Here is a 21,481-nt window from a genome sequence, read left to right on the forward strand (position 1 = left end):
GTGCCCCGTCCGTAGGCCGCCGTACAACTTGCTGTCGGGAACGTGAAAAACAGGTAAGAACCGGTCAGTGCACAGTGTCCCGGCGGCACAAGTTGCCGTAGGGTCGCCTGAGTCCTGTCGCTGGGGAGCGGGGACTTTCTCGAAGGGGAGGGGCCTGAGTTATGGCAGCGCAATTCGGTCGCCGGCTTCGCAAGGGGGCGACCACCACCGCTGTGGCCGCCGTTGCCGTGGCGGCGCTCTCCGCCTCGGGGGCCCCGGGCGCCACGCTGGTCACCGGGAGCGACGACCCGCAGGCCACCGGGGCGGCACCTCCGCCCGACGACAGCGCGGCCACCGGCAACTCGCCGTACTACACGGATCTGCCCCCGCTGAACACCCCCAACAAGCCGGGCACGTCCACGAATCTGCCCGTCACGGGCAGCGCCGAATCCGGCATCCCGGCCTCGATCCTGGCCGCGTACAAGAAGGCCGAGCAGACCGTCGCCGGCAGCGACGCCGCCTGCCGGCTGCCCTGGCAGCTGCTCGCCGCGATCGGCAAGGTCGAGTCCGGTCAGGCCCGCGGCGGCCGGGTCGACGCGAACGGCACCACGTTCTCGCCGATCCTCGGCCCGGTCCTCGACGGCCGGGGCTTCGCCATGATCAAGGACACCGACAACGGGGCGTACGACGGGGACTCGACCCACGACCGCGCCGTCGGCCCGATGCAGTTCATCCCGTCCACCTGGGCGACCTGGGGCCAGGACGGCAACGGCGACGGCCGCAAGGACCCCAACAACATCTACGACGCGGCGCTCGCCGCCGGACGCTACCTCTGCGCCGGCTCCCGCGATCTGTCCCTCGCCGCGGACCTCGACCGGGCGGTCCTGAGCTACAACCACTCGGACGCCTATCTGCGTACCGTCCGCTCGTGGTTCGACTACTACAAGCGCGGCACCCACGAGATCCCCGACGGAACCGGCGCCGTGCCGCCCGGTCTTGGCTCAGGTGCGGACCGCGACACCGGCAGCCCGAGCCCGTCGCCCTCCCCGTCCGGCCCCGGAAAGCCGACGCCGAGCCCCGGCCCCTCGAAGCCCGGTGGCGGCGGATCGACCGACCCGACCCCGGAGCCGACCCCCACCCCCACGCCGTCCGAGACCCTCGCGGCCGTGGAGAACGCAGGTACGGGCACACTCGCGGCCACCGCGGGCGACGCCTTCGCCGAGCGGATCAAGGTGCGGGCCAAGAACAGCCTCGGCGGCCCGCTCGCCAAGGTGTCCGTGACCTTCACCGTCGCCGGTGACACCGACGCCGCCTTCGACGGCGGGAAGAAGGCGGTCACCCTCCGGACCGGCGCCGACGGAACGGTCACCGCCCCGGTGCTGAAGGCGGGCAAGAAGGCCGGAAAGTTCACGGTGCGGGCCACCGCCACCGGCCGCTCGCTGACCCCCGTCACCTACGACGCGACCGTCACCGCCCGCCAGGCCGACGCGATCGCCAGGACCGACGAAAAGGCGCTGACCGCGGCGCCCGGTGCCGAGTTCGCCGACACCGTCGAGGTCAAGGCCACCTACAAGGGCGAGATCGCGTCCGGGGTCGCCGTCACCGCCACCATGATCACCGACGCCGAGAAGCCGGCCGAGAACGACAAGGGCCCCTACTTCAAGGACGCCGACGGCAAGACGGTCCGTACCCTCACGGGGCTCAAGACCGGCGCCGACGGCACCCTGAAGCTGCCCGTGATCTACGCCGATGGCACCGCGGGCACCTACAAGCTGCGCCTCACCACCGAGGGCGGCGCCACGGTCGTCGTCGAGCTGAAGGTCGCGGCGTCCGATCCCTCCGGGACGCCCGAGCCGTCCGGGACGCCCGCCGCCTGACCCCGCTCCTGCGCACGTCGCAGCAGCCCCTCCGCCACCACCCGGCAGAGGGGCTGTTCTACGTGTTCTCATCTCGCGCCCGCGTTGCTACGGTGCCCCAATCCTGACGACCCATCAGATACATGCTCTCCGGGAGGACCGGCATGCGTGCTCTCGTCGCCGCCGCCATCGGGCTGGCCGCAGCCCTCGCGCTCGTCTTCACCATCACGGCGATCGGCGCCCCGCCCGGAGAGACCTCACCCGAACCCCTGCTGACCACCATCCCGGGCCCCAAGAACTAGTGCCCCTCACCGGCACTGACCACCGGAAGCAACCGAAGCCGAGGGAGGGCACCCACATGCGCCGCCGAGCCAGCCTCGTACTCCTGGCATTCGCCGTCTTCTTCGCCGCCATGTCGCCACTGATGCGCTGGTACGCCTTCCCCAGGCTGGCGAAGATCCCGCCCAGCCAGTACCAGGAGACGGTGCTGGAGGCGAAGCCCGCCACCCTCCTCGACTACAACGACAACATGAAGGTGAAGACGGTCCCCAAGGTCACCATCGTGCAGACCCTCAAGGGCAACGTCGAGGAGTCCGAGAAGATCGAGCGCAGCGCCGGACGCGACGTCGTCGTCTGGGACGCCCTCAGCTTCGTGGCCGGCCCGGACGGCAAGATGGTCTCCCAGATCCCCGAGCGCTACATCTTCGACGCCCACAGCCAGGCCCCCGTCCACGCCACCGGCGAATCCGTCGACGGCGACCCGGTCCGGCGCGAGGGCATCGAGTTCAAGTGGCCCTTCCTCACCGAGAAGCGCGACTACGAGTACTTCGACGCCCAGACCCGCACCAGCTCGCCCATCCACTACAAGGGCACCCGCACCTTCCACGGCATGGACGTCTACTACTTCGAGCAGACGATCCCGTGGACCAAGGTCCCGATGCCGAAGAAGATGCCGATCAAGGGCGTCACCACGGAACAGATCGCGAAGACGGGCATGACCCGCTGGTACACCACCAAGCGGATGTTCTGGATCGACCCGGTCACCGGAGCACCCGTCAACGGCGAGGAGATCCACAAGGAGGAACTGCGCAACGCCAAGAAGATGGGCATGCCGCAGGACACCATGACCGTGTTCGCCGGGCATGTGAAGATGCGCCCGGACTACGTCGAATCGATCGTCGACCTGGTCAAGTCCCAGCGCCTGCTGGTCCTGCTCCTCACCTCGTACCTGCCCTGGGGCTTCCTGGTCCTCGGTGCCGGACTGCTCGCCCTCGCCCTGTGGCTGGAGGCCCGATCCCGCCGCCCGGACCCGACACCGGGCCCCGCCCCTACTCCTGCTCCCGCTTGAGCCGCGCCTTCGTGAACCGGGTCGCCTCCACCGTGGTGGGGTCCTCCGGCCACGGGTGCTTCGGATAGCGGCCGCGCAGCTCCGCCCGTACGGCCCGGTAGCCGTCCTGCCAGAACGACGCCAGATCGGCGGTGACGGCGGCGGGCCGGCCGGCCGGGGAGAGGAGGTGGACCAGGACCGGCACCCCGGCCACCCGCGGGGTCTCCCGCAGACCGAACAGCTCCTGGAGCTTCACCGCGAGCACCGGCTGTGCCCCGCCGTACTCCACCCTGATACGGGAACCGCTCGGCACCTCGATCCGCTCCGGCGCCAGCTCGTCCAGCCGCACCGCCTCGCCGGTCGCCCACGGCAGCAGCCGCCGCAGCGCCTGCCCCGCGTCGATCCGCGCCAGATCGGAGCGCCGCCGGGCCCGGGACAGCTCGGGCTCCAGCCACTGCTCGGTACGTTCCAGCAGCGCGTCCCGCGCCACGTCCGGCCAGGGGTCGCCCAGCTCACGATGGAGGAACGCGAGCCGCTCCCGCAACTGCTCGCTCTCCCGCGTCCAGCGCAGCAGTACCGGTCCCTCGCGCCGCAGCCCCTCGAGCAGCGCCCCACGCACCAGCTCCGGTGCCGGCTGCTTCAGCGGGCGCACCGACAGCTCGACGGCGCCCAGCCGTTCCACCCGGCGGGCCACCACGTCGCCGCCGGCCCAGTGGACCTCCTCGCCCGCGAACCGCAGATGCCCGGCGGCCACCCGTGCCGTGTCCTCGTCGATGACGGCCGCGAGCCGCACCCGCGCGGACGCCGAGTGCGCGGGCCGGTCGGCGACCGCGACCGCCAGCCACGGCGCGCTGCGCAGCCCCGATCCGTCCCGCAGCTCCGCACCCGTCCCCGAAACCATCAGGAACGCGCCCTCATCCCGGGCCCGTGCCACCCGCTCCGGGAACGCCAGCGCGGCCACCAGGCCCACGGCCGCGTCGTCCGGCCCGGACCCCTCGCCCGCGTCCGCGACGAACGAGGACAGCCGCCGCACCTCCTGCCGCCAGCGCGCCGCGTACCCGTCCCCGCCCCGCCGGGCGGCACGCAGCGCGGCCGCCAGATCGTCCCCGTACTCCCTCGGCGGTTCCTCGCTCAGCAGCGCCACGACCTCGGCGGCCCGCCGCCCGCCCACCTCGTCGGCGCCGTCCAGCAGCGCCCGCGCCAGCCGAGGATGCAGGCCCAGACGGGACATCCGTACGCCCCGGTCGGTCACCCGGCCCTCCGCGTCCACCGCGCCGACCGCCGTCAGCACCTCGCGCGCCGCGCTCATCGCACCCGCGGGCGGCGGGTCGAGCAGCGCCAGAGCGGAGGCGTCCGGATCGCCCCAGCACGCCGCCTGCAACGCGAACGCCGCCAGGTCCGCGACCTTGATCTCCGGGGACGGGAACCGGGCGAGCCGCCCGTCCTCCGCCTGCGGCCAGCACCGGTACACCGCCCCGGGGGCCTCCCGCCCGGCCCGGCCCGCCCGCTGTTTTCCGGCCGCCTGCGAGGCCCGTACCGTCGTCAGCGCGCTCAGCCCCCGCGCGTGATCGGTGCGCGGTTCCCTGGCCAGCCCCGAGTCGACCACGATCCGCACCCCGGGCACCGTGAGGGACGATTCCGCCACCGAGGTCGCCAGCACCACCCGCCGCCCCTCGCCGGACGACCCGGCCAGCACCGCGTCCTGGACCGCCGCCGGAGCCCGCCCGTGCACCTGGAGCACCTCGGCGGCCACCCCGGCCAGCTGCCCCGCGACCCGGCCGATCTCGCCGACGCCCGGCAGGAAGCACAGCACGTCGCCGTCCCGCTCCGCGAGCGCCCGGCGCACCGTCGCGGCCACATGCGTCAGCAGCGCCGGATCGACCCTCATCCCGTGCGGCGGACGCACCGGAGCGGCGGGCGGCGCCCAGACCACCTCCACCGGATGCGAGACCCCCTGTGCCTCGACCACCGGGGCATGGCCCAGCAGCCGTGCCCAGCCCTGCGCGTCCGTCGTCGCGGACGCGGCGACCAGCCGCAGATCGGGCCGGATCGCCTCCCGCACGTCGAGCAGGAACGCGGCGACCGTGTCCGCGTCCAGATGGCGCTCATGGCACTCGTCGATGATCACCGCGTCGACCCCGGCCAGCTCCTGGTCGCGCTGGAGCCGCTGGAGCAGTACCCCGGTGGTCACCACCTCCACCACCGTGTCGCGCCCCACCACCCGCTCCCCGCGGACCGTGAACCCCACCCGGCCGCCGGCCCGCTCCCCGATGAGCCACGCCATCCGCCGCGCCGCCGCCCGTGCCGCGATCCGCCGCGGTTCCGCGACCACCACCCGGCGCACCGGACCGCCGCCGGCCAGACCGGCCAGGACCAGCGGGACGAGGGTCGTCTTGCCGGTGCCGGGCGGCGCGCACAGCACCGCGACACCGCGGTCGTCGAGCGCCCGCTCCAGGGCGGGCACAGCGGTGCGTACGGGCAACTGGTCCAGGGCGTCGGTACGGATCACGCCCCCAGTCTCGTACGGCCCGCCCCCGCTCCCGTACCCCGGTGCCGGTACCGGTTCAGTCCCGTTCGCAGACGAAGATCGCCGTGCCGGGGATGAGGTTTCCGCGCAGCGGGGACCAGCCGCCCCACTCCTGGCGGTTCCAGGCGGGCCACTCCGGTTCGACGAGGTCGACCAGCCGGAAGCCCCCGGCCACCACGTCCCGCACCCGGTCGCCCAGCGTCCGGTGGTGCTCGACGTACACGGCCTCGCCCCGCTCGTCCTGCTCCACGTAGGGGGTGCGGTCGAAGTAGGAGGCCGCGACCGAGAGGCCCTCGGGCCCCGGCTCGTCCGGGAACGCCCAGCGGAGCGGGTGCGTCACCGAGAAGACCCAGCGGCCCCCGGGGCGCAGCACCCGGCGCACCTCGCGGAAGACCTGCACGGGGTCGGCGACGAACGGCACCGCGCCGTAGGCGGAGCACGCCAGGTCGAAGGAGCCGTTCCGGAACGGCAGCACCCCGGCGTCCGCCTCCACCAGGGGCACCTCACCGCCGATCCGCAGCGCGTGCTGCAACTGCCGGTGCGAGAGGTCCAGCGCCACCGGGCGGGCGCCCTGAGCGGCGAGCCAGCGGGAGCACTGCGCGGCGCCCGCGCCGATCTCCAGGACGTCCAGGCCGATCAGCGAGCCGGCGGGGCCCAGCAGACCGGCCTCCGCCTCGTCGAGCCCCTCCGGCCCCCAGACGAACCGGTCGTCGCCGAGGAAGGCGCCGTGGTCGCTCTGGTACTCGTCGGCGTTCCGGTCCCACCAGCCGCGACTGGCCCGGCTGCTCTCGGCCTGTGACGCGTCGCGGCGCGTCGCCTCGGGTTCGGCCGGGTAGATCTCTTGGCTCATCGTGTCCGTCGTTGTAGTTTGCCTTCACCCCGCCGCACGCGGTAGGTACCTGGGGGTATCTGTGAGTACGGCTCCCGTGCCCATGGATTGTCTCCCGGGGCCGATCTGGCCTCGGGGAACACGAGTTGTGCCGGATATGAGCCGTTGCGCCCCCGGTGTGCGCCTTCGCGCATTGACCGTGCCCGGCTGCCCCCGTATGCTACAAGTTGCGCCGCGAGCCTGCGCGCCTCAGACCTAGCAGGCCGCGCTCGCATCTGTTGTATGTCCCCTCGGTTCACGAGGCGCCTCCCGTCCAGCGGGTTCGGTGCTTCCCGAGCTGTCCGGCTTCTGCAGAGGTGATACGGGCTCCCGGCGTAGCAGTACCTACGACTCACTGTCCGTACCGGAGCCCTTTCCCACATGACGAGCAGCACCGAGACCACCGCCACCACCCCGCAGGTAGCGGTCAACGACATCGGTAACGAGGAAGCCTTCCTCGCCGCGATCGACGAGACGATCAAGTACTTCAACGACGGCGACATCGTCGACGGCGTCATCGTGAAGGTCGACCGGGACGAGGTCCTGCTCGACATCGGTTACAAGACCGAAGGCGTCATCCCCTCCCGCGAGCTTTCGATCAAGCACGACGTCGACCCGAACGAGGTCGTCAAGGTCGGCGACGAGATCGAGGCCCTGGTTCTCCAGAAGGAGGACAAGGAAGGCCGCCTCATCCTGTCCAAGAAGCGCGCTCAGTACGAGCGTGCCTGGGGCACGATCGAGAAGATCAAGGAAGAGGACGGCATCGTCACCGGTACCGTCATCGAGGTCGTCAAGGGTGGTCTCATCCTCGACATCGGCCTCCGTGGCTTCCTGCCGGCCTCCCTCGTCGAGATGCGCCGTGTCCGCGACCTCCAGCCCTACGTGGGCAAGGAGCTCGAGGCCAAGATCATCGAGCTGGACAAGAACCGCAACAACGTGGTCCTGTCCCGCCGTGCCTGGCTGGAGCAGACCCAGTCCGAGGTTCGCCAGACGTTCCTCACGACCCTGCAGAAGGGCCAGGTCCGCTCCGGCGTCGTCTCCTCGATCGTCAACTTCGGTGCGTTCGTGGACCTCGGCGGCGTCGACGGTCTCGTGCACGTCTCCGAGCTGTCCTGGAAGCACATCGACCACCCCTCCGAGGTTGTCGAGGTCGGCCAGGAAGTCACCGTCGAGGTTCTCGACGTCGACATGGACCGCGAGCGCGTCTCCCTGTCGCTCAAGGCGACGCAGGAAGACCCGTGGCAGCAGTTCGCCCGCACGCACCAGATCGGGCAGGTCGTTCCCGGTAAGGTCACCAAGCTCGTTCCGTTCGGTGCGTTCGTGCGCGTCGACGAGGGCATCGAGGGTCTGGTCCACATCTCCGAGCTGGCCGAGCGCCACGTGGAGATCCCGGAGCAGGTCGTCCAGGTCAACGACGAGATCTTCGTCAAGGTCATCGACATCGACCTCGAGCGTCGTCGCATCAGCCTCTCGCTGAAGCAGGCCAACGAGTCCTTCGGTGCCGACCCGGCCTCGGTCGAGTTCGACCCGACCCTGTACGGCATGGCCGCGTCCTACGACGACCAGGGCAACTACATCTACCCCGAGGGCTTCGACCCCGAGACCAACGACTGGCTCGAGGGTTACGAGACCCAGCGCGAGGCGTGGGAGACGCAGTACGCCGAGGCGCAGCAGCGCTTCGAGCAGCACCAGGCCCAGGTCATCAAGTCCCGCGAGGCCGACGAGGCCGCTGCTGCCGAGGGCGCTGCCGCCCCGGCCGGTGGCGCCCCGGCTGCCTCCGGCGGCAGCGGTGGCGGCTCGTACTCCTCGGAGTCCGCGGACAACTCCGGCGCCCTGGCGTCGGACGAGGCCCTGGCTGCCCTGCGCGAGAAGCTGGCGGGCGGCCAGAGCTGACGCTCTGCACCCCCTCCGGTCGATGATCGACCGCAGTAGCTGAAAAGTGAGGCCCGCTCCCCTCGGGGAGCGGGCCTCACTCGTTTCCGCCGTGCGACGGTTACGGGGTGACGGTGATGTTGGTCAGGCCCTTGCCGCCGGTCACCGTATTGCTGCTGTGGACGGTGGTCGGGCAGCCCGTGCCGTAGTTGGTGACGTTGATCGCGAGCTGCTTGTCGCCCTCGGCGCCGGTCAGGTCCGAGATGTTGTCACGGAAGACGGTGCCGCAGCCCCAGCCGCTCTGCTGGGTGTGGGTCTCGTAGCCGTTGTTGGTCGTACGGGAGCCTTTGTTGCCCTCGACGAGTACGTCATTGCCCTTCACGTCGACCCAGGAGTCGTCGTAGTTGGCGCCGGTCAGCCCGCTGCCGTCGAAGGTGTTGCCGATGATCCTCGCGCCGGTGGTGCCCTCCTTGATGTCGACGTTCTCTCCGCCGACCCCCGGGCCGATCGTGTTCCGCAGGATCTGCACCCCGTCGCTCCGGTCGGAGAGATCGCCGGCCGTGCCGACGTAGACGCCCTCGCCCATGCCGCGGCCGTCGTGCCCGGTGTCGTAGATCCGCGAGTTCTTGACGACGCCGTTCTTGCTGGACTTGCGGAAATGGACGCCCTCCATGTCCAGGTCGTGCACGGTCACCGAATCGATGACGACCCCGGTGGCCGTGTCGGCCATGATGCCCTTCTGGCCGCCGGTGACCGTGATGCCCTCGACCGTCCAGTACGAGGCCCCGTCGAGGTGCAGTCCGTAGCCACCACCAGCCGTGAGGATCGCCTTGGCCGAGCCCGTGAGGGTGATCCGGGCGGAAACGGTGCCGGGGACGGTCGCCTTGAAGTTGCCGGTGTACGTGCCGTCGGCGAGCCGGATGGTGCCGCCGGGGGCGGCGGCGGTGAGGGCGGACTTGAGCTGGGCGGCGGTGCTCACGTCGATGACCGTTGCCGCACCCGCCGTGGTGGCGGAGGCGGGGGCGAGGCCGCCGGTGGCGAGCGCGGCGGCCAGCAGGGCGGGGAGGAGAGTGCGGGTGCGCATGGGGGGTGCCTTCCCGTCGAAGGAGTCCGAGGTTCTCGTACATGAATGTGGGGCGAGTCTCTGAACTTTCTGCCCAGTGACGGTAGGGACGGGGTGCGGCGGTGTCAATGTCTGGACCAATGGGCAGGGGTGGATCGGTGGTCCGGGTGAACGGAGGAACGCCTGTGTGGTGCACGGGAAACTGACGGCCCGTTGCCCGCCCGCGTGCGGACCCGGTGGCCCCGGACCGGTCGCGAACTCGGCTTTCTCGTCCAGGTGTTCATCGACATGAACTCCAACGCCTGTATCACCAGGGGGAGGGTGGGCGTCCGTCACGGGCGTCCGCCTCGGGAGCCGCGCCCGGGTTCTCACGTCGGATCGGGTATGAACCGGCCGGTGAAAGGGCACAGTCCGGGAATGCATGTGCCCTGCCGGACGTTCTTCTCCAGGAACACGAGGAGGAGCGGTAACCGTGCCTGATCCGCAGAGTTTGTACGAATGGGAGCCGAAAGGTCTGGCCGTCGTCGACATGGCGCTCGCGCAGGAGTCGGCCGGCCTGGTCATGCTCTACCACTTCGAGGGATACATCGACGCGGGCGAGACCGGCGAGCAGATCGTGGACGGCCTGCTCGAAACGCTGCCGCACCAGGTCGTGGCCAGATTCGACCACGACCGTCTCGTCGACTACCGCGCACGGCGCCCGCTTCTGACCTTCCGGCGTGACCGCTGGGCCGCCTACGAGACCCCGACGCTCGACGTCAGGGTCGTGCAGGACGCCACCGGAGCGCCCTTCCTGCTGCTGTCCGGGCCCGAGCCCGACGTGGAGTGGGAGCGCTTCGCCGCCGCCGTCGAGCAGATCGTCGAGCGCCTCGGCGTCCGCCTCGCGGTGAATTTCCACGGTATCCCGATGGGCGTTCCGCACACCCGCCCCGTCGGCATCACCCCGCACGGCAACCGCACGGACCTCATGCCCGGCCACCGCAGCCCCTTCGACGAGGCGCAGGTGCCCGGCTCCGCCGAGGCCCTGGTGGAGTACCGGCTGATGGAGGCCGGACACGACGTCCTCGGTGTCGCCGCCCATGTGCCGCACTACGTCGCCCGCTCCGCGTACCCGGACGCGGCGCTCACCGCCCTGGAGGCGATCACCGCCGCGACCGGCCTGGTCCTGCCGAGTGTCGCCCATGCGCTGCGCACGGAGGCGCACCGCACCCAGACCGAGATCGACCGCCAGATCGACCAGGGTGACGAGGAGCTCGTCTCGCTCGTCGAGGGCCTTGAGCACCAGTACGACGCGGTCGCCGGATCCGAGACCCGGGGCAACCTGGTCGCCGAGCCGGTGGACCTCCCGTCCGCCGACGAGATCGGCCTCGAATTCGAGCGGTTCCTCGCGGAGCGCGAGGGGGACGCCTGACCGGCCCCGCCGCCGGTCACCCCTCGTACTAGGCTGCCGGGCATGCTGAAAGTGGGCCTGACCGGTGGGATCGGCGCCGGCAAGAGTGAAGTGTCACGGCTGCTCGTCGGATACGGAGCCGTGCTGATCGACGCGGACCGGATCGCCCGCGAGGTGGTCGAGCCGGGGACGCCCGGGCTCGCGGCCGTCGTCGACGCGTTCGGCGCCGGCATCCTCACCCCGGACGGCACCCTGGACCGGCCGAAGCTCGGCTCGATCGTCTTCGCCGACGCGGACCGGCTCGCCACCCTCAATGCGATCGTCCACCCCCTGGTCGGCGCCCGCTCCGCCGAGCTGGAGCGGGCCGCGGGCCCCGACTCGGTCGTCGTCCACGACGTCCCGCTCCTCACCGAGAACGGCCTGGCGCCGCTCTACGACCTGGTCGTCGTCGTGGACGCGGGCCCCGACACCCAGCTCGACCGGCTCGTACGGCTGCGTGGCATGACCGAGCCCGAGGCCCGCGCCCGGATGGCCGCCCAGGCCACCCGGGAGCAGCGGCGGGCCGTAGCGGATCTGATCATCGACAACGACGGACCGCTGGAGAACCTGGAGCCGCAGGTCCGCAAGGTCTGGTCGGAGCTGACCGGGCGGGCCGCCGAGGCCCGCTGACCCCGGCACCGGCGGACCGGCCGGCCGGCCGCGGCCCGGCACCGGACAGGACCGGAATACCGGACCGCGCCCGGACGTTGAGGACCCGGTGACGAGTCGAGGACTCGGTGACGAAGGGAAGGACGAGACCGTGCCCGAGAGGACCCCGGAGACCGACGTCATCGACTTCCGCGCGGCCGAACGACTGCTGGTCGCGCGCGACCCCCGTGGCGCGGTGAAACTGCTCGATTCGGTGATCGCGGCCCATCCGGAGAACACCGCGGCCCGGCTGCTGCGCGCCCGCGCGTTCTTCGCCGCCGCCCAGCTGCGCCCCGCCGAGCTCGAATTCGAACTCGTCCTGGAGCGCGAACCGGACAACGCCTTCGCGCACTTCGCGCTGGCCCGCACCTTCGAGCGAGCAGGCCGCACCGACCGGGCCGCCCGCCACTTCCGGCTGGCCGCCGCGCTCGACCCGAACCCGGAGTACCTGAAGGCGGCCCGATTCCCGGCCCAGGACTGAGACGACGGTGCCGTGGCGGCTACGCGCCCGCCCGGCCCGGTTCAGTGCCCGTACCTGCCGCGGCCGCCGTGGTCGGGTTCGTACGGCGGGATGTCGCGGCCGGGCTGGTAGTGCGGGCCCTGGTGGATGTGGTGCACGATCACCGTCATATCCACCAGGACCAGCAGGAGCAGCAGGCCGCAGGCGGCGGCCCAACCCGGCCGGCCGGTCAGCGTGAAGGCTGTCAGGCCGAAGACGACCCAGGCCAGCCCCCATAGACTCAGCCAGAGCCGCAGCCGCAGTGGACTGCGGGCAGTCGTCGGTTCATTGCCGGTACGCATGGCGATCGCCTCTCCTACCAGGATGGACCCGCGGCGGCGTTTTGCGACATATCGACGTCGGACTGAGGAGATCGCGCGTGAACAGCACATCGTGGGAGGACCGCACCGGCCGCAGGTCGCGGGTGCGGGGCTGCCTGCTGGGCGGGGCGATCGGGGACGCGCTTGGAAACCCGGTGGAGTTCCTGTCCCTGGCCGGCATCCGGCGCGCGCACGGTGAGCACGGCGTACAGGGGCTCCTCCCGGACGAGGAAGGGGTCGTCGGACGGGTCACGGACGATACGCAGATGACCCTGTTCACGGCCGAGGCGCTGATCAGGGCCCATGCCAGGGCGGAGTCGAAGGGGAGCGGCGGTGCCGAGACCGCACTCGTACGCAACGCCTACCTGCGCTGGCTGGACACCCAGAACCACCCCGCGCCACCTGTCGCGGGCGGTGACAACCCGATCCGGACCGGCTGGCTCCGGCGGCAGCCCTGGCTGTACGCGCGCCGCGCCCCGGGCAACGCCTGCCTGACCGGGCTCGCCACCGGCCACGTCCCCGAGCCGACGCACCGGCTCGGTGAGCCCGGCCCCGTCAACACCGGGTCGAAGGGGTGCGGCACGGTGATGCGGTCCGCCCCCTTCGGGCTGGTGGGCCAGGACGCCGAGGAGAGCTTCCGGCTCGCGTACTGGTGCGCGCAGATCACCCACGGCCATCCGACCGGCGCGTACGCGGCCGGGGCCCTGGCCGCGATCGTGGCGCACCTTCTGGAGGGCGACTCGATGGCGGGCGCCGTGCTGAGGGCGATGGAGCTGTTGCGCCGCCACCCGGGGCACGAGGAGACGGCGAAGGCGCTGCGGGCCGCCGTCGACCTGGCCGCGGAGTCCGCGCCGACCTGCGAGAAGGTGGAGACGCTGGGGGCCGGCTGGGTCGCCGAGGAGGCCCTCGCCATCGCTGTGTACTGCGCTCTGGTGCTGCCCGGCGCCGATCAGGTGGCCGGGGCGCTGCTGCTCTCGGTCAACCACTCGGGCGACAGCGATTCCACGGGAGCGGTCTGCGGCAACCTGCTCGGCGCACGCCACGGGGACGTACACCTTCCGCCGTCCTGGCTGGTGGTGACCGAGGGCCGCGCGGTGATCACCGAGGTGGCCGACGACCTGTGCCTGGAGTCCGAGCACGCGGTCGCCTGGCCGGAGGGCCGGTACCCGGTGTGCTGACGGTCCCCCGTCAGCGCACCGGGGCGCGGTGCGTCAGTCGGTCAGCAGCTTGGAGCGCAGCGCGGCCACCGTCGCGTCGTCGATCTTCAGGCCCTCGCGTACGTAGGTGCCGAAGTCGCCGTACAGGTGGTCCACCTCGTCGAACGCCGCGCGCAGCCAGCTCGGTTCGACGGCCTTCGGGTTGCCCAGGTAGTCGTTGCTGGCGAGGAAGTCCGCCTCGACGGTCTCGCGCGGGACGCCGAGCAGGGTGAGCAGGACGGCGGTGCTCCAGCCGGTGCGGTCCTTGCCCGAGCTGCAGTGGTAGACCGTCGCACCGGAGTCGTTCGTGGCGACGGCAGTGAGCAGGTCGTGGAAGGCGTAGTCGGCGCCTACGAAGTTGACCATGAACGGGTAGCCGATGGACTGGCCGAGGTCGGACGAGCCGGAGAACAGCCCGGCCGCGATGGCCTCGGCCAGGGTCATCAGGGCCGAGTCGTGGAAGCGGATGCCATGGCTGAGCGACACCACATCGGCGACCTGGTACTTCACACCGGCGGGCAGCCGGTCCGGGTCGTCGTGCCGCTCCACCGCGTTGCGCAGGTCCACATCGAGGGTGAGGCGCTGGGAGAGCAGGCGCTGCTGCTCGGCGTCGGTGAGGCTGTTGATCTTGTTGGAGCGGTAGACCAGACCCGGGCGCACCCAGCGGCCGTCGGTGGTGCGGTAGCCGCCGATGTCCCGGAAGTTGCGGGCGGAGCCGATCCCGAGCGAACGGTCGGCGACGACGAGCGGGGAGCCGCTGTCCGGTACCAGCCGGAAGTACCAGCGTCCTGCCTCGGCGAGGGCTGCGGCGGGGAGGGTCAGTGAACCGGTGCCCGGTGCGGTGCCCACCGGGGTGCCGGTGGTGGCGTCGGGGGAGGTGACGGCGGTGACGGTCACCGATCGGGCGGCGGAGGACCAGGAGATGGTGTAGCCGCCGTCGGCGGCGCGCTTGGCGGTGGCCGCGGTGAAGGGCACCGCGGCGGCCCGCGCCCGGGCCTCGGCGTTCGTCGCGGGTGCGCCGGCCGGTGCGGCGGCGAGGGCGGGCGGTACGAGGACCGTGCCGGCGAGCAGGACGGCCGCGACGGCTGCCTGGGTGATGCGGTGCGTACGCATGGTGCTCCTTGTCTGCATCCCTGTCGGGGGTGGGAGGTGGGGGGTGTCAGGAGGCGGGGACGGCGGTGCACGGCGTGTTGCCGCAGACATTGATGACACGGCCGGTGGTCAGGAAGGTGGCCTTCTGCTGACGGGCGGCCGACGAGTTGCGGGGGTCGGAGTGCGGGTCGTGGCCGTAACCCGGCCCGGTCGGCGGCGTGTTGGAGAGCGGGGGGCTGGGCGTGCCGCTGTCCCAGACCGTCATCACGGAGCCCCGGTGAGGTAGTTGGTCGCGGGTGACGGTCCCGATGCCCCAGTACGGGACGGTGTCCGGGCTGCGGCCCGGTGCCAGCGCGGGGGCGATCAGCCGGGCGTCGACGGTGCGCGCCTCCACGTCGGCCGCCGCGTTGGCGACCTGGTGGTCCCCGTACGCGATGTGCATCAGCACCTGATGGCGGTCGGTGAGGTGGTTCGCGTACGCGTTCGTCTCGCCTCGGTCCCACACCATCTGGAACAGCTGGAGGACGATCTGCTGGCGGAGCTTGTCCGGGTAGGAGAGGTCCAGGACCTGCTGGAACGGGGCGAAGTCGGCGCTGCGGTTGAGGAGCAGGCCGTAGTTCATGCCGGTGACGCCGAGGACCCCGCGCCGGATGTCGGACGAGGCGGCCACCAGCGCGCCGCCGAGTATTCCGCCCTGGCTGTTCCCGTCGTACCCGATGCCGTGCCGGATGTCGACGAGCGGGCGGCCGTCGGCGTCGCGGAAGGCCGCGTCGGTGGTCAGGCCGTCGCTGTGGATCAGGGCGCGGGCGAGGAAGAGGGCGTTCAGCATGCCCTGTTCGCTGCGTTCGGGGACCGCGGGGAAGAGGTTCGGGTCGGCGAGCGCGCCGAGGACCACAGGTATGTCCTCCTCGGCCATCCCGATCCAGTCGGTCGCGCAGAACGTGAAATCGTGCTCCGCCGCCATTGCCTTGACGTTGCCCGCGCCGACCTCGGAGCGGCGGCCGAGGAGGCCGTGCCCGTAGAGGGCGGGGTGCGAGGGTGCACGGAAGGCGGCGCGTGGTATCTCGCAGCGGAACGTGGCGGCCTGGGTGTTCGACGGGAGCCGCCGCGGCAGGCCGTCGCGGCCGCGGTGCAGTACGGAGCCGGGCGGGCCGCCGGGCAGGTCCAGATAGCTGGGGACCTCGATCCGGCCGGTCACCTCGCGGGCGATCCGGGGGTCCTGCTCGGCCGTGAAGTCGGTGACCCCGGTGACGGTGAACGCGGGGGAGCGGCCGCCGAGCCGACGGAACGCGTCGTCACGGATGGTGAAGAGGTCGCCGGTGAGGCTCTGGGTGCTCGCGACGGTGAAGTCCCAGGCCAGATTAAGCCCTTCGGACCGGACCCCGGCCCTGCGCAGCGCCTTCAGGGCCGGGCGGAGCCGATGCTGCCGGGCGTGCAGCGGATGCCCGGCGGGCAGTGGCTTCCCGGCGACGGCGGCGAACGGCTCGGCGGCCGGGACGGTCCGCCCCGCCCCGTCCTTCAGGTTCCGCAGGGCTACGGCGTAGTGGTGACCGTCGCGGAAATTGCGCGCGGGATGGATCAGCAGAGCCCGGCGCGCGGGGTCGGTGGCGTTGGAGTCCGGCTCCGCCCAGTACGGCCACCGCTCGCCGGTCCGGGTGTCGAGCAGTACGACGGGTGCGTCCGGGGCCAGGGAGCGGCCGATGTCGGTGATGGGGGCCGCGCCGGTCGCCGCCAGGTCGAGGCCGGGGACGTGCGCGATCAGGGTCGAGCCGGGGGAGAAGCCGTCGGACCGGTTCCAGGCCGTCGGGTCGACGGTCCGGCCGGCCGTGGCGCGCGGCAGGGTGGTGGCGCCGAAGGACACGCGGCGGCCGGTGTCGGTGGCCGGGTCGGGCCGGGTGTACCAGTCGTTCGGGAACGGCAGCAGGCACTCGACGGGCGCCAGCGGGTCGCAGCCGGGCCCGGACACCTCGGCGGCCCGCGCCTCGGAGGCGTCCGGGACGAGCAGGGCGGCGGCGCCGAGCGCCGCCGCCAGCAGCCCGCGCAGCAGGCGATGGAGCAACTTCGGTCAGCTCCCCTGGAGGTGCGCGCCGATGATGGCGGCGTAGTTCGCCTCACCGTTGCGGTTGGGGTGCAGCGGGGCGGCGGCCGCGGTCGGCACGTAGCCCTCGACCCACTTGTCCGACGGGGCCTGGCAGGAGTCGTGGCCCTTGCTGGGCGTGGCCAGATCGATGTACTCGGCCCCGTGCGCGGCGCTCTGCTGGGCGATCACCGCGTTCATCCGGTCGACGCTGCCCTGGAGGAAGTCCGCGTCCACCGGGAGGACCGGCTGCAGTGGCCAGCAGCCGCCGGGCTTGATGTACAGGCCGTACCCCGTGACGACCACCCGGGCCTGCGGCGAACGCTGGTGGATCGAGTCCAGTACGGCGCCCAGTTTCGGCGCGAACTCCGCGATGCGCTGCCCCACCTGGTCCACACCGCCCTCGTTGTACTTCTCCTTGCACGGGGTGGCGTTCGGGTCGAGGGTGGTGCACTTCTGCGCGATGCCGACCAGACCGGCGTCGTTGCCGCCGATGGTCAGCGTCACCAGGTCGGTCTCCGCGCGCAGCGCATCGAACTGGGGCGGGGCCGAGCCCATCGGGATGTCCAGCAGCGACAGCGACTGCTTCTCGGTCATGTGCTTGGAGGAGGCGCCGCTGCACGTGACGTCGGTCAGCGACGCACCGAGGCGCGCGGCCAGTTCGTGCGGATAGTTGTGCGTGGAACGGCCGCAGGCCACCGGCCCCGTGATGTCCGGGATGAGCGGTCCCGAGGCCATGGAGTCACCGAGCGCGACATAGGACGTGGTGTCGTACGTACCGGCCGCGGAAGCCGGGACCGCACCGGTCCCCACGGCCAGGCCGGCCAGGGCCAGCGCACCCAGGATGGTTCTGACGGGACGACAGATGACCTTGTTCTGCGGCATGTTCACGGAATCCTCCGACGGTGGGGGGCGGAACGTGGCATGGCGTGTGACGCCGGTCATCATGCAGACTCGACTGCCGTCGTTTAACTGGTGGGTAACGCAGACTTCTGCGGGGGAACTTGTGACGCGTGACAAACGGCCGCTCGTGATCACGGGGGAGCACGGTGTCCCGGGCGGGCCACAGGGCCGGCCGCTGTCCATCGCCGGGCGCCCGGTGGCCGCGCAGCTGCGCGCCCGGGTCCCGGCCCTGACCGGCCGTGTCGTCGCCCGGCTGCTGGCCGATCTGCCGGTCTACGCCGATCTGCCGCACGAGGAGATCTCCGGCGACATCGCCGATATCGTCCAGCACAATCTGCGGCTCTTCGCCGACGTCGTCGAGCACCGCCGCCCCGCCACGGACGCCGAACTCGCCCAGCAGCGGGACTCGGCGGCCCAGCGCGCCGAGGAGGGCGTGCCGCTGGACGCGATCCTCACCGCCTACCAGGTCGGCACGGCGATGTGCTGGCAGGAGGCCGCGAACGGGGCGCTGCCCGGCGATCTGGCCACCGTTCTGGAGATCATGGACCGCATCATGGTCCTCCAGCAGCAGCTGACCTCCGCCGTCAGCAGCGCGTACCTGGAGGCCCGGCAGATCCTCGACAGCCAGGAACACGGGGGCCGGCACGCCCTGATGGCCGCCCTGCTGACCGGCGAACCCCTGGACCGCTTCGCCCACCGCACCGGGCTGCGCCCGGCCGCCCGCTACCTCACGATGACGCTCGCGCTCGGCCCGCACCCCGACGAGCTGAACCAGTCACCGGGGCCGGGGGCGGGTGTCGCGGCCCGGCGCAAGATCCGCCGGGTCCGCACGGCCCTCGACCACTTCGCCGGTACGCCGGCACTCACCGCCCTCGACGCCTCCGGCGGTACGGTGCTGCTGCCCGTCGCCGAGCCGCCGCCGTGGCACGGACCCGGCGGGCTGTGCGAGCTGATCGAGGAGGCGACCCGCGCCGCAGGGGTCCCCATCACCGCCGCCGCGGAGACCGCCGGACCGGAGGCGGTGCCGGCCGCCGTGGCGCGCAACACCGAGATCGTCGATCTGGTCGCCCGTACCGGCCGGCCGCCCGGCCTGTACCGGCTGGCCGATGTCCTGCTCGAATACCAGCTCAGCCGGCCCAGCGAGGCCCTGCGCGGGCTCGCGCAGCTGCTGCGGCCGCTGGAGGCGAAGCCGGAGCTGCTGCGCACGCTGGAGACGTATCTCGGACTGGGCCTGGACCGGCGGGCCACCGCGGCCGCCCTGCACATCCACCCCAACACCGTCGACTACCGCATCCGCCGCATCGACCGGCTGACCGGGCTCTCACCGGCCCGCTCGGCCGACCTCCAGCACATCAGCGCGGCCCTGGTCGCCCGTCGTTCGCTGTGAACGGGAAGGAGAACGGGAACGGAACCATCGTCAACGACCGTACGTTCGTCCATACATGAGCGGACAACTGGTGCGTGAGGGGTATTCAGGGACGGGACCCGGCGCGATCACCCCGGACGGGTGCGCGGTCGAGCTGTACAGACGTCTGCCCGTCCGCGACGAACCGGACGTGATCGCGGCGGCCGTGCCCGCCGGGGCGAGCATTCTGGAACTTGGCTGCGGCGTGGGCCGGGTGACCCATCCGCTGATCGAGCGCGGCTTCGAGGTCACCGCCGTGGACGAATCGGCTCAGATGCTGGAGCACGTCCGGGGCGCCCGCACCGTGCGGAGCCCCATCGAGTCGCTGGACCTCGGCGAGGAGAGGTTCGACGTGGTGATGCTGGCGTCGTTCCTGGTGCACGCGAGCGAGGACGGGGTGCGTGACGGGCTGCTGCGGACCTGCCGCAAGCACGTCAAGGACGGCGGCGTCGTGCTCTTCCAGCGCGAGGGCGCCGACTACCGCACGAACCTGCCGAGGGAGAGGACCTATCAGGACGGATACCCGGGCGGGTACACCGTACGGATCGTCTCCGCCCGGCCCGTGGGGGACGGGGTGGACTCGGTGCATGCCGAGTACATCTTCGACGACGCGCGATGGACCCAGACGTTCCGCTCGCGGGAGCTGTCGAAGGAACAGTTCGAACGGCATCTGGCGGCGGCGGGCCTGACCGTCGACCGGTATCTCACGGACGACGGAATATGGGTGCGCGCCGTGCCCGCGTAGCCGCCGGACCGTGGTCGACCGAACGCGGTTGTCCGGTTTAGTGGACCGTGCTGTAGCTGCGCCACGGCAGCGCGGAGAGCCCGTTGACATCGCTGAGCGTCGTCGCGAGGTACGTCGTCCCCGGGCCGGTGCAGTCGCGTGTGCGGTACAGGATGATGTCGACCAGGGTGTTGTTGTTCACCGCCTTGGCGCCCGAGGGGGCGAGGCGGTGGCAGCCCTTCACGGACGGGCTGTTGACCATGATCACGGCGCCCCGCTCGGTCGTGTAGGTGATCGGCCCGACCGCGGTCCGGCCGAGGCCGGAACAGCCCGCGACGGTGAGGGTCAGGAGCGCGGTCCCGGCTGCGATGCCGAGGCGGCGGCGTCGGTGAGCGATCACGGGCATGGGCGGGTCCTCGTCTACGGAGTACGTGCTGACGCCGGAAACCCTGCCTCCTCGCCGGTGCCCCGGCATCCGGTGCGCGGCCGGGCGGGGGAGTGTCGCGCAGGGCGGGGGCCCGTCCGTGTTCCTATTGATTGAGACTGGGCATACCGTGGTAACAACGGCTGATTCATATAATTCGCGACTCTCACGGAATTCGTTTGATTCAGTCGCATTCTGTCAGTTTTCGGCTTTCAGGGGGCCGACATGGTCCAGGATCTCGTGATCGCGATAGTGGCGGCGGCCTCGGTGGGCACGCTGTATCTGGCTGCGGCGGCCAAGGTCGTCAAGCAGTACGAGCGGGGCGTCGTGCTGAGGCTCGGCAGGCTCCGTGACGATGTACGAGGACCCGGGTTCACCATGGTGATCCCCGGCATCGAGCGGCTGCGCAAGGTCAACATGCAGATCGTGACGATGCCGGTGCCGGCGCAGGACGGGATCACCCGGGACAACGTGACGGTGCGGGTGGACGCGGTCATCTACTTCAAGGTCGTCGACGCGGCGAGCGCCGTGATCCAGGTCGAGGACTACCGGTTCGCGGTGTCGCAGATGGCACAGACCTCGCTGCGGTCGATCATCGGCAAGAGCGATCTGGACGATCTGCTGTCCAACCGCGAGAAGCTGAATCAGGGTCTGGAGCTGATGATCGACAGCCCTGCGGTCGGATGGGGCGTGCAGATCGACCGGGTGGAGATCAAGGACGTCTCGCTGCCGGAGACCATGAAGCGCTCCATGGCCCGCCAGGCCGAGGCCGACCGTGAGCGGCGGGCACGGGTCATCAACGCGGACGCCGAGCTTCAGGCATCGAAGAAGCTCGCGGAAGCGGCGGGGGAGATGTCCGCCCAGCCGGCCGCGCTCCAGCTGCGCCTGTTGCAGACAGTGGTGGCGGTCGCGGCGGAGAAGAACTCCACTCTGGTGCTGCCGTTCCCGGTGGAGCTGCTCCGCTTCCTGGAGCGGGCACAGCAGCAGCCGACGCCCGGCCGGCAGCAGCTTGCGCCCGCGCAGCAGCCGGCGCCGCCCCCGCCGAGCGCCGCCGCCAAACCGCAGCCGCAGCGCCATGCACAGGCTCCCCGCCCCGCCCCGCCGCAGCGCCCCGCCCAGCCGCGATCGCCGCAGCAGTCGGCCGCGGCGACCGCGCCCATGCCCGCGCCACCGCCTCCGGCCGCTGTTCCCGCCGGGCCCTCGCGTCCGAAGCCGCTGGCCAAGCACTGAGGACCGGTTGTCGGACCCCCCGCCTAGACTCGCAGGAGTCAT

General features: G+C 71.6%; 19 protein-coding genes. 11 read left to right on the plus strand and 8 right to left on the minus strand.

Annotated features, from left to right (window positions below; genetic code table 11):
* Positions 1–161: 161 nt before the first annotated feature.
* The 3 genes from ACIRJP_RS04385 to ACIRJP_RS04395 all read left to right on the plus strand — a co-directional run bounded on the left by ACIRJP_RS04385 (position 162) and on the right by ACIRJP_RS04395 (position 3,183).
* On the plus strand, positions 162–1,856 hold the full coding sequence (locus ACIRJP_RS04385; protein ID WP_404168006.1) for a lytic murein transglycosylase: 1,695 nt from the start codon (positions 162–164) through the stop codon (positions 1,854–1,856).
* A gap of 143 nt (positions 1,857–1,999) precedes the next feature.
* Positions 2,000–2,137 (plus strand): SPW_0924 family protein, encoded by a 138-nt coding sequence (locus ACIRJP_RS04390; RefSeq protein WP_404168008.1) that lies wholly within the window; start codon positions 2,000–2,002, stop codon positions 2,135–2,137.
* A 56-nt stretch (positions 2,138–2,193) separates the two neighbouring features.
* Positions 2,194–3,183 carry a DUF3068 domain-containing protein gene (locus ACIRJP_RS04395; RefSeq protein ID WP_404168010.1) on the plus strand — a complete coding sequence of 330 codons (990 nt, stop codon included), beginning with the start codon at positions 2,194–2,196 and terminating at the stop codon, positions 3,181–3,183.
* Here the strand turns inward: ACIRJP_RS04395 and hrpB are convergent.
* Both hrpB and ACIRJP_RS04405 read right to left on the minus strand, forming a co-directional pair.
* A complete protein-coding gene (gene hrpB / locus ACIRJP_RS04400) occupies positions 3,164–5,671 on the minus strand; it encodes an ATP-dependent helicase HrpB (RefSeq protein WP_404168012.1) in 2,508 nt (835 codons plus the stop codon). The two genes, ACIRJP_RS04395 and hrpB, sit on opposite strands and share 20 nt — an antisense overlap.
* A 55-nt stretch (positions 5,672–5,726) precedes the next feature.
* Positions 5,727–6,539 carry a class I SAM-dependent methyltransferase gene (locus ACIRJP_RS04405; protein WP_404168014.1) on the minus strand — a complete coding sequence of 271 codons (813 nt, stop codon included), beginning with the start codon at positions 6,537–6,539 and terminating at the stop codon, positions 5,727–5,729.
* Between the two features lie 399 nt (positions 6,540–6,938).
* On the opposite strand from ACIRJP_RS04405, the gene rpsA reads away from it, so the two are divergent.
* On the plus strand, positions 6,939–8,450 hold the full coding sequence (gene rpsA, locus ACIRJP_RS04410; RefSeq protein WP_072483117.1) for a 30S ribosomal protein S1: 1,512 nt from the start codon (positions 6,939–6,941) through the stop codon (positions 8,448–8,450).
* A 100-nt stretch (positions 8,451–8,550) separates the two neighbouring features.
* Here rpsA and ACIRJP_RS04415 read toward each other — a convergent pair whose 3' ends face one another.
* The gene (locus tag ACIRJP_RS04415) at positions 8,551–9,513 is read right to left on the minus strand and encodes a right-handed parallel beta-helix repeat-containing protein (RefSeq protein ID WP_404168016.1); all 963 of its coding nucleotides are present in this window, start codon (positions 9,511–9,513) and stop codon (positions 8,551–8,553) included.
* A 451-nt stretch (positions 9,514–9,964) separates the two neighbouring features.
* Between ACIRJP_RS04415 and ACIRJP_RS04420 the strand changes: the two genes are divergently transcribed.
* From ACIRJP_RS04420 to ACIRJP_RS04430, 3 genes are all read left to right on the plus strand, one after another.
* Positions 9,965–10,903, plus strand: coding sequence for a PAC2 family protein (locus tag ACIRJP_RS04420; protein ID WP_351255448.1), 939 nt, complete (start codon positions 9,965–9,967; stop codon positions 10,901–10,903).
* A gap of 42 nt (positions 10,904–10,945) precedes the next feature.
* The gene (coaE, locus tag ACIRJP_RS04425; protein ID WP_404168018.1) at positions 10,946–11,551 is read left to right on the plus strand and encodes a dephospho-CoA kinase; all 606 of its coding nucleotides are present in this window, start codon (positions 10,946–10,948) and stop codon (positions 11,549–11,551) included.
* Positions 11,552–11,681: 130 nt separating this feature from the next.
* Positions 11,682–12,050, plus strand: coding sequence for a tetratricopeptide repeat protein (locus ACIRJP_RS04430; RefSeq protein ID WP_404168020.1), 369 nt, complete (start codon positions 11,682–11,684; stop codon positions 12,048–12,050).
* A gap of 41 nt (positions 12,051–12,091) precedes the next feature.
* On the opposite strand, the gene ACIRJP_RS04435 is transcribed toward ACIRJP_RS04430, so the two are convergent.
* Positions 12,092–12,370, minus strand: coding sequence for a DUF6343 family protein (locus ACIRJP_RS04435; protein WP_404168022.1), 279 nt, complete (start codon positions 12,368–12,370; stop codon positions 12,092–12,094).
* A 77-nt stretch (positions 12,371–12,447) separates the two neighbouring features.
* On the opposite strand from ACIRJP_RS04435, the gene ACIRJP_RS04440 reads away from it, so the two are divergent.
* Complete coding sequence (locus ACIRJP_RS04440; RefSeq protein WP_404168024.1) at positions 12,448–13,566, plus strand: ADP-ribosylglycohydrolase family protein; 1,119 nt, start codon at positions 12,448–12,450, stop codon at positions 13,564–13,566.
* A 33-nt stretch (positions 13,567–13,599) separates the two neighbouring features.
* Here ACIRJP_RS04440 and ACIRJP_RS04445 read toward each other — a convergent pair whose 3' ends face one another.
* From ACIRJP_RS04445 to ACIRJP_RS04455, 3 genes are read right to left on the minus strand one after another with little or no spacing between them, the layout of a single operon-like run.
* Entirely contained in the window at positions 13,600–14,697 is a 1,098-nt protein-coding gene (locus tag ACIRJP_RS04445) for a tyrosine-protein phosphatase (protein ID WP_404168026.1), read from the minus strand.
* A gap of 46 nt (positions 14,698–14,743) precedes the next feature.
* Positions 14,744–16,735, minus strand: coding sequence for a hypothetical protein (locus ACIRJP_RS04450; protein ID WP_404168028.1), 1,992 nt, complete (start codon positions 16,733–16,735; stop codon positions 14,744–14,746).
* A 6-nt stretch (positions 16,736–16,741) separates the two neighbouring features.
* Positions 16,742–17,638: an SGNH/GDSL hydrolase family protein gene (locus ACIRJP_RS04455; RefSeq protein ID WP_404168030.1), complete on the minus strand. Its 897-nt coding sequence runs from the start codon at positions 17,636–17,638 to the stop codon at positions 16,742–16,744.
* A gap of 193 nt (positions 17,639–17,831) precedes the next feature.
* Between ACIRJP_RS04455 and ACIRJP_RS04460 the strand changes: the two genes are divergently transcribed.
* Together ACIRJP_RS04460 and ACIRJP_RS04465 are read left to right on the plus strand one after the other, a co-directional pair.
* On the plus strand, positions 17,832–19,043 hold the full coding sequence (locus ACIRJP_RS04460; RefSeq protein ID WP_404168211.1) for a PucR family transcriptional regulator: 1,212 nt from the start codon (positions 17,832–17,834) through the stop codon (positions 19,041–19,043).
* Positions 19,044–19,098: 55 nt separating this feature from the next.
* On the plus strand, positions 19,099–19,806 hold the full coding sequence (locus ACIRJP_RS04465; RefSeq protein WP_404168032.1) for a class I SAM-dependent methyltransferase: 708 nt from the start codon (positions 19,099–19,101) through the stop codon (positions 19,804–19,806).
* A 37-nt stretch (positions 19,807–19,843) separates the two neighbouring features.
* On the opposite strand, the gene ACIRJP_RS04470 is transcribed toward ACIRJP_RS04465, so the two are convergent.
* A complete protein-coding gene (locus tag ACIRJP_RS04470) occupies positions 19,844–20,191 on the minus strand; it encodes a hypothetical protein (protein WP_404168034.1) in 348 nt (115 codons plus the stop codon).
* A gap of 243 nt (positions 20,192–20,434) precedes the next feature.
* Between ACIRJP_RS04470 and ACIRJP_RS04475 the strand changes: the two genes are divergently transcribed.
* Positions 20,435–21,439 (plus strand): slipin family protein, encoded by a 1,005-nt coding sequence (locus tag ACIRJP_RS04475; RefSeq protein ID WP_404168036.1) that lies wholly within the window; start codon positions 20,435–20,437, stop codon positions 21,437–21,439.
* Positions 21,440–21,481 lie beyond the last annotated feature (42 nt).

It is taken from the genome of Streptomyces sp. NPDC102437, from assembly GCF_044765565.1.
In the GTDB taxonomy this organism is placed as follows: domain Bacteria; phylum Actinomycetota; class Actinomycetes; order Streptomycetales; family Streptomycetaceae; genus Streptomyces.

Bases quoted from the DNA above. Each gene is read 5' to 3' on its own strand.
- ACIRJP_RS04385 (WP_404168006.1), top strand. From the start codon at position 162: ATGGCAGCGCAATTCGGTCGCCGGCTTCGCAAGGGGGCGACCACCACC.
- ACIRJP_RS04390 (WP_404168008.1), top strand. From the start codon at position 2,000: ATGCGTGCTCTCGTCGCCGCCGCCATCGGGCTGGCCGCAGCCCTCGCG.
- ACIRJP_RS04395 (WP_404168010.1), top strand. From the start codon at position 2,194: ATGCGCCGCCGAGCCAGCCTCGTACTCCTGGCATTCGCCGTCTTCTTC.
- ACIRJP_RS04405 (WP_404168014.1), bottom strand. From the start codon at position 6,539: ATGAGCCAAGAGATCTACCCGGCCGAACCCGAGGCGACGCGCCGCGAC.
- rpsA (WP_072483117.1), top strand. From the start codon at position 6,939: ATGACGAGCAGCACCGAGACCACCGCCACCACCCCGCAGGTAGCGGTC.
- ACIRJP_RS04415 (WP_404168016.1), bottom strand. From the start codon at position 9,513: ATGCGCACCCGCACTCTCCTCCCCGCCCTGCTGGCCGCCGCGCTCGCC.
- coaE (WP_404168018.1), top strand. From the start codon at position 10,946: ATGCTGAAAGTGGGCCTGACCGGTGGGATCGGCGCCGGCAAGAGTGAA.
- ACIRJP_RS04435 (WP_404168022.1), bottom strand. From the start codon at position 12,370: ATGCGTACCGGCAATGAACCGACGACTGCCCGCAGTCCACTGCGGCTG.
- ACIRJP_RS04445 (WP_404168026.1), bottom strand. From the start codon at position 14,697: ATGCGTACGCACCGCATCACCCAGGCAGCCGTCGCGGCCGTCCTGCTC.
- ACIRJP_RS04455 (WP_404168030.1), bottom strand. From the start codon at position 17,638: ATGCCGCAGAACAAGGTCATCTGTCGTCCCGTCAGAACCATCCTGGGT.
- ACIRJP_RS04465 (WP_404168032.1), top strand. From the start codon at position 19,099: ATGAGCGGACAACTGGTGCGTGAGGGGTATTCAGGGACGGGACCCGGC.
- ACIRJP_RS04470 (WP_404168034.1), bottom strand. From the start codon at position 20,191: ATGCCCGTGATCGCTCACCGACGCCGCCGCCTCGGCATCGCAGCCGGG.
- ACIRJP_RS04475 (WP_404168036.1), top strand. From the start codon at position 20,435: ATGGTCCAGGATCTCGTGATCGCGATAGTGGCGGCGGCCTCGGTGGGC.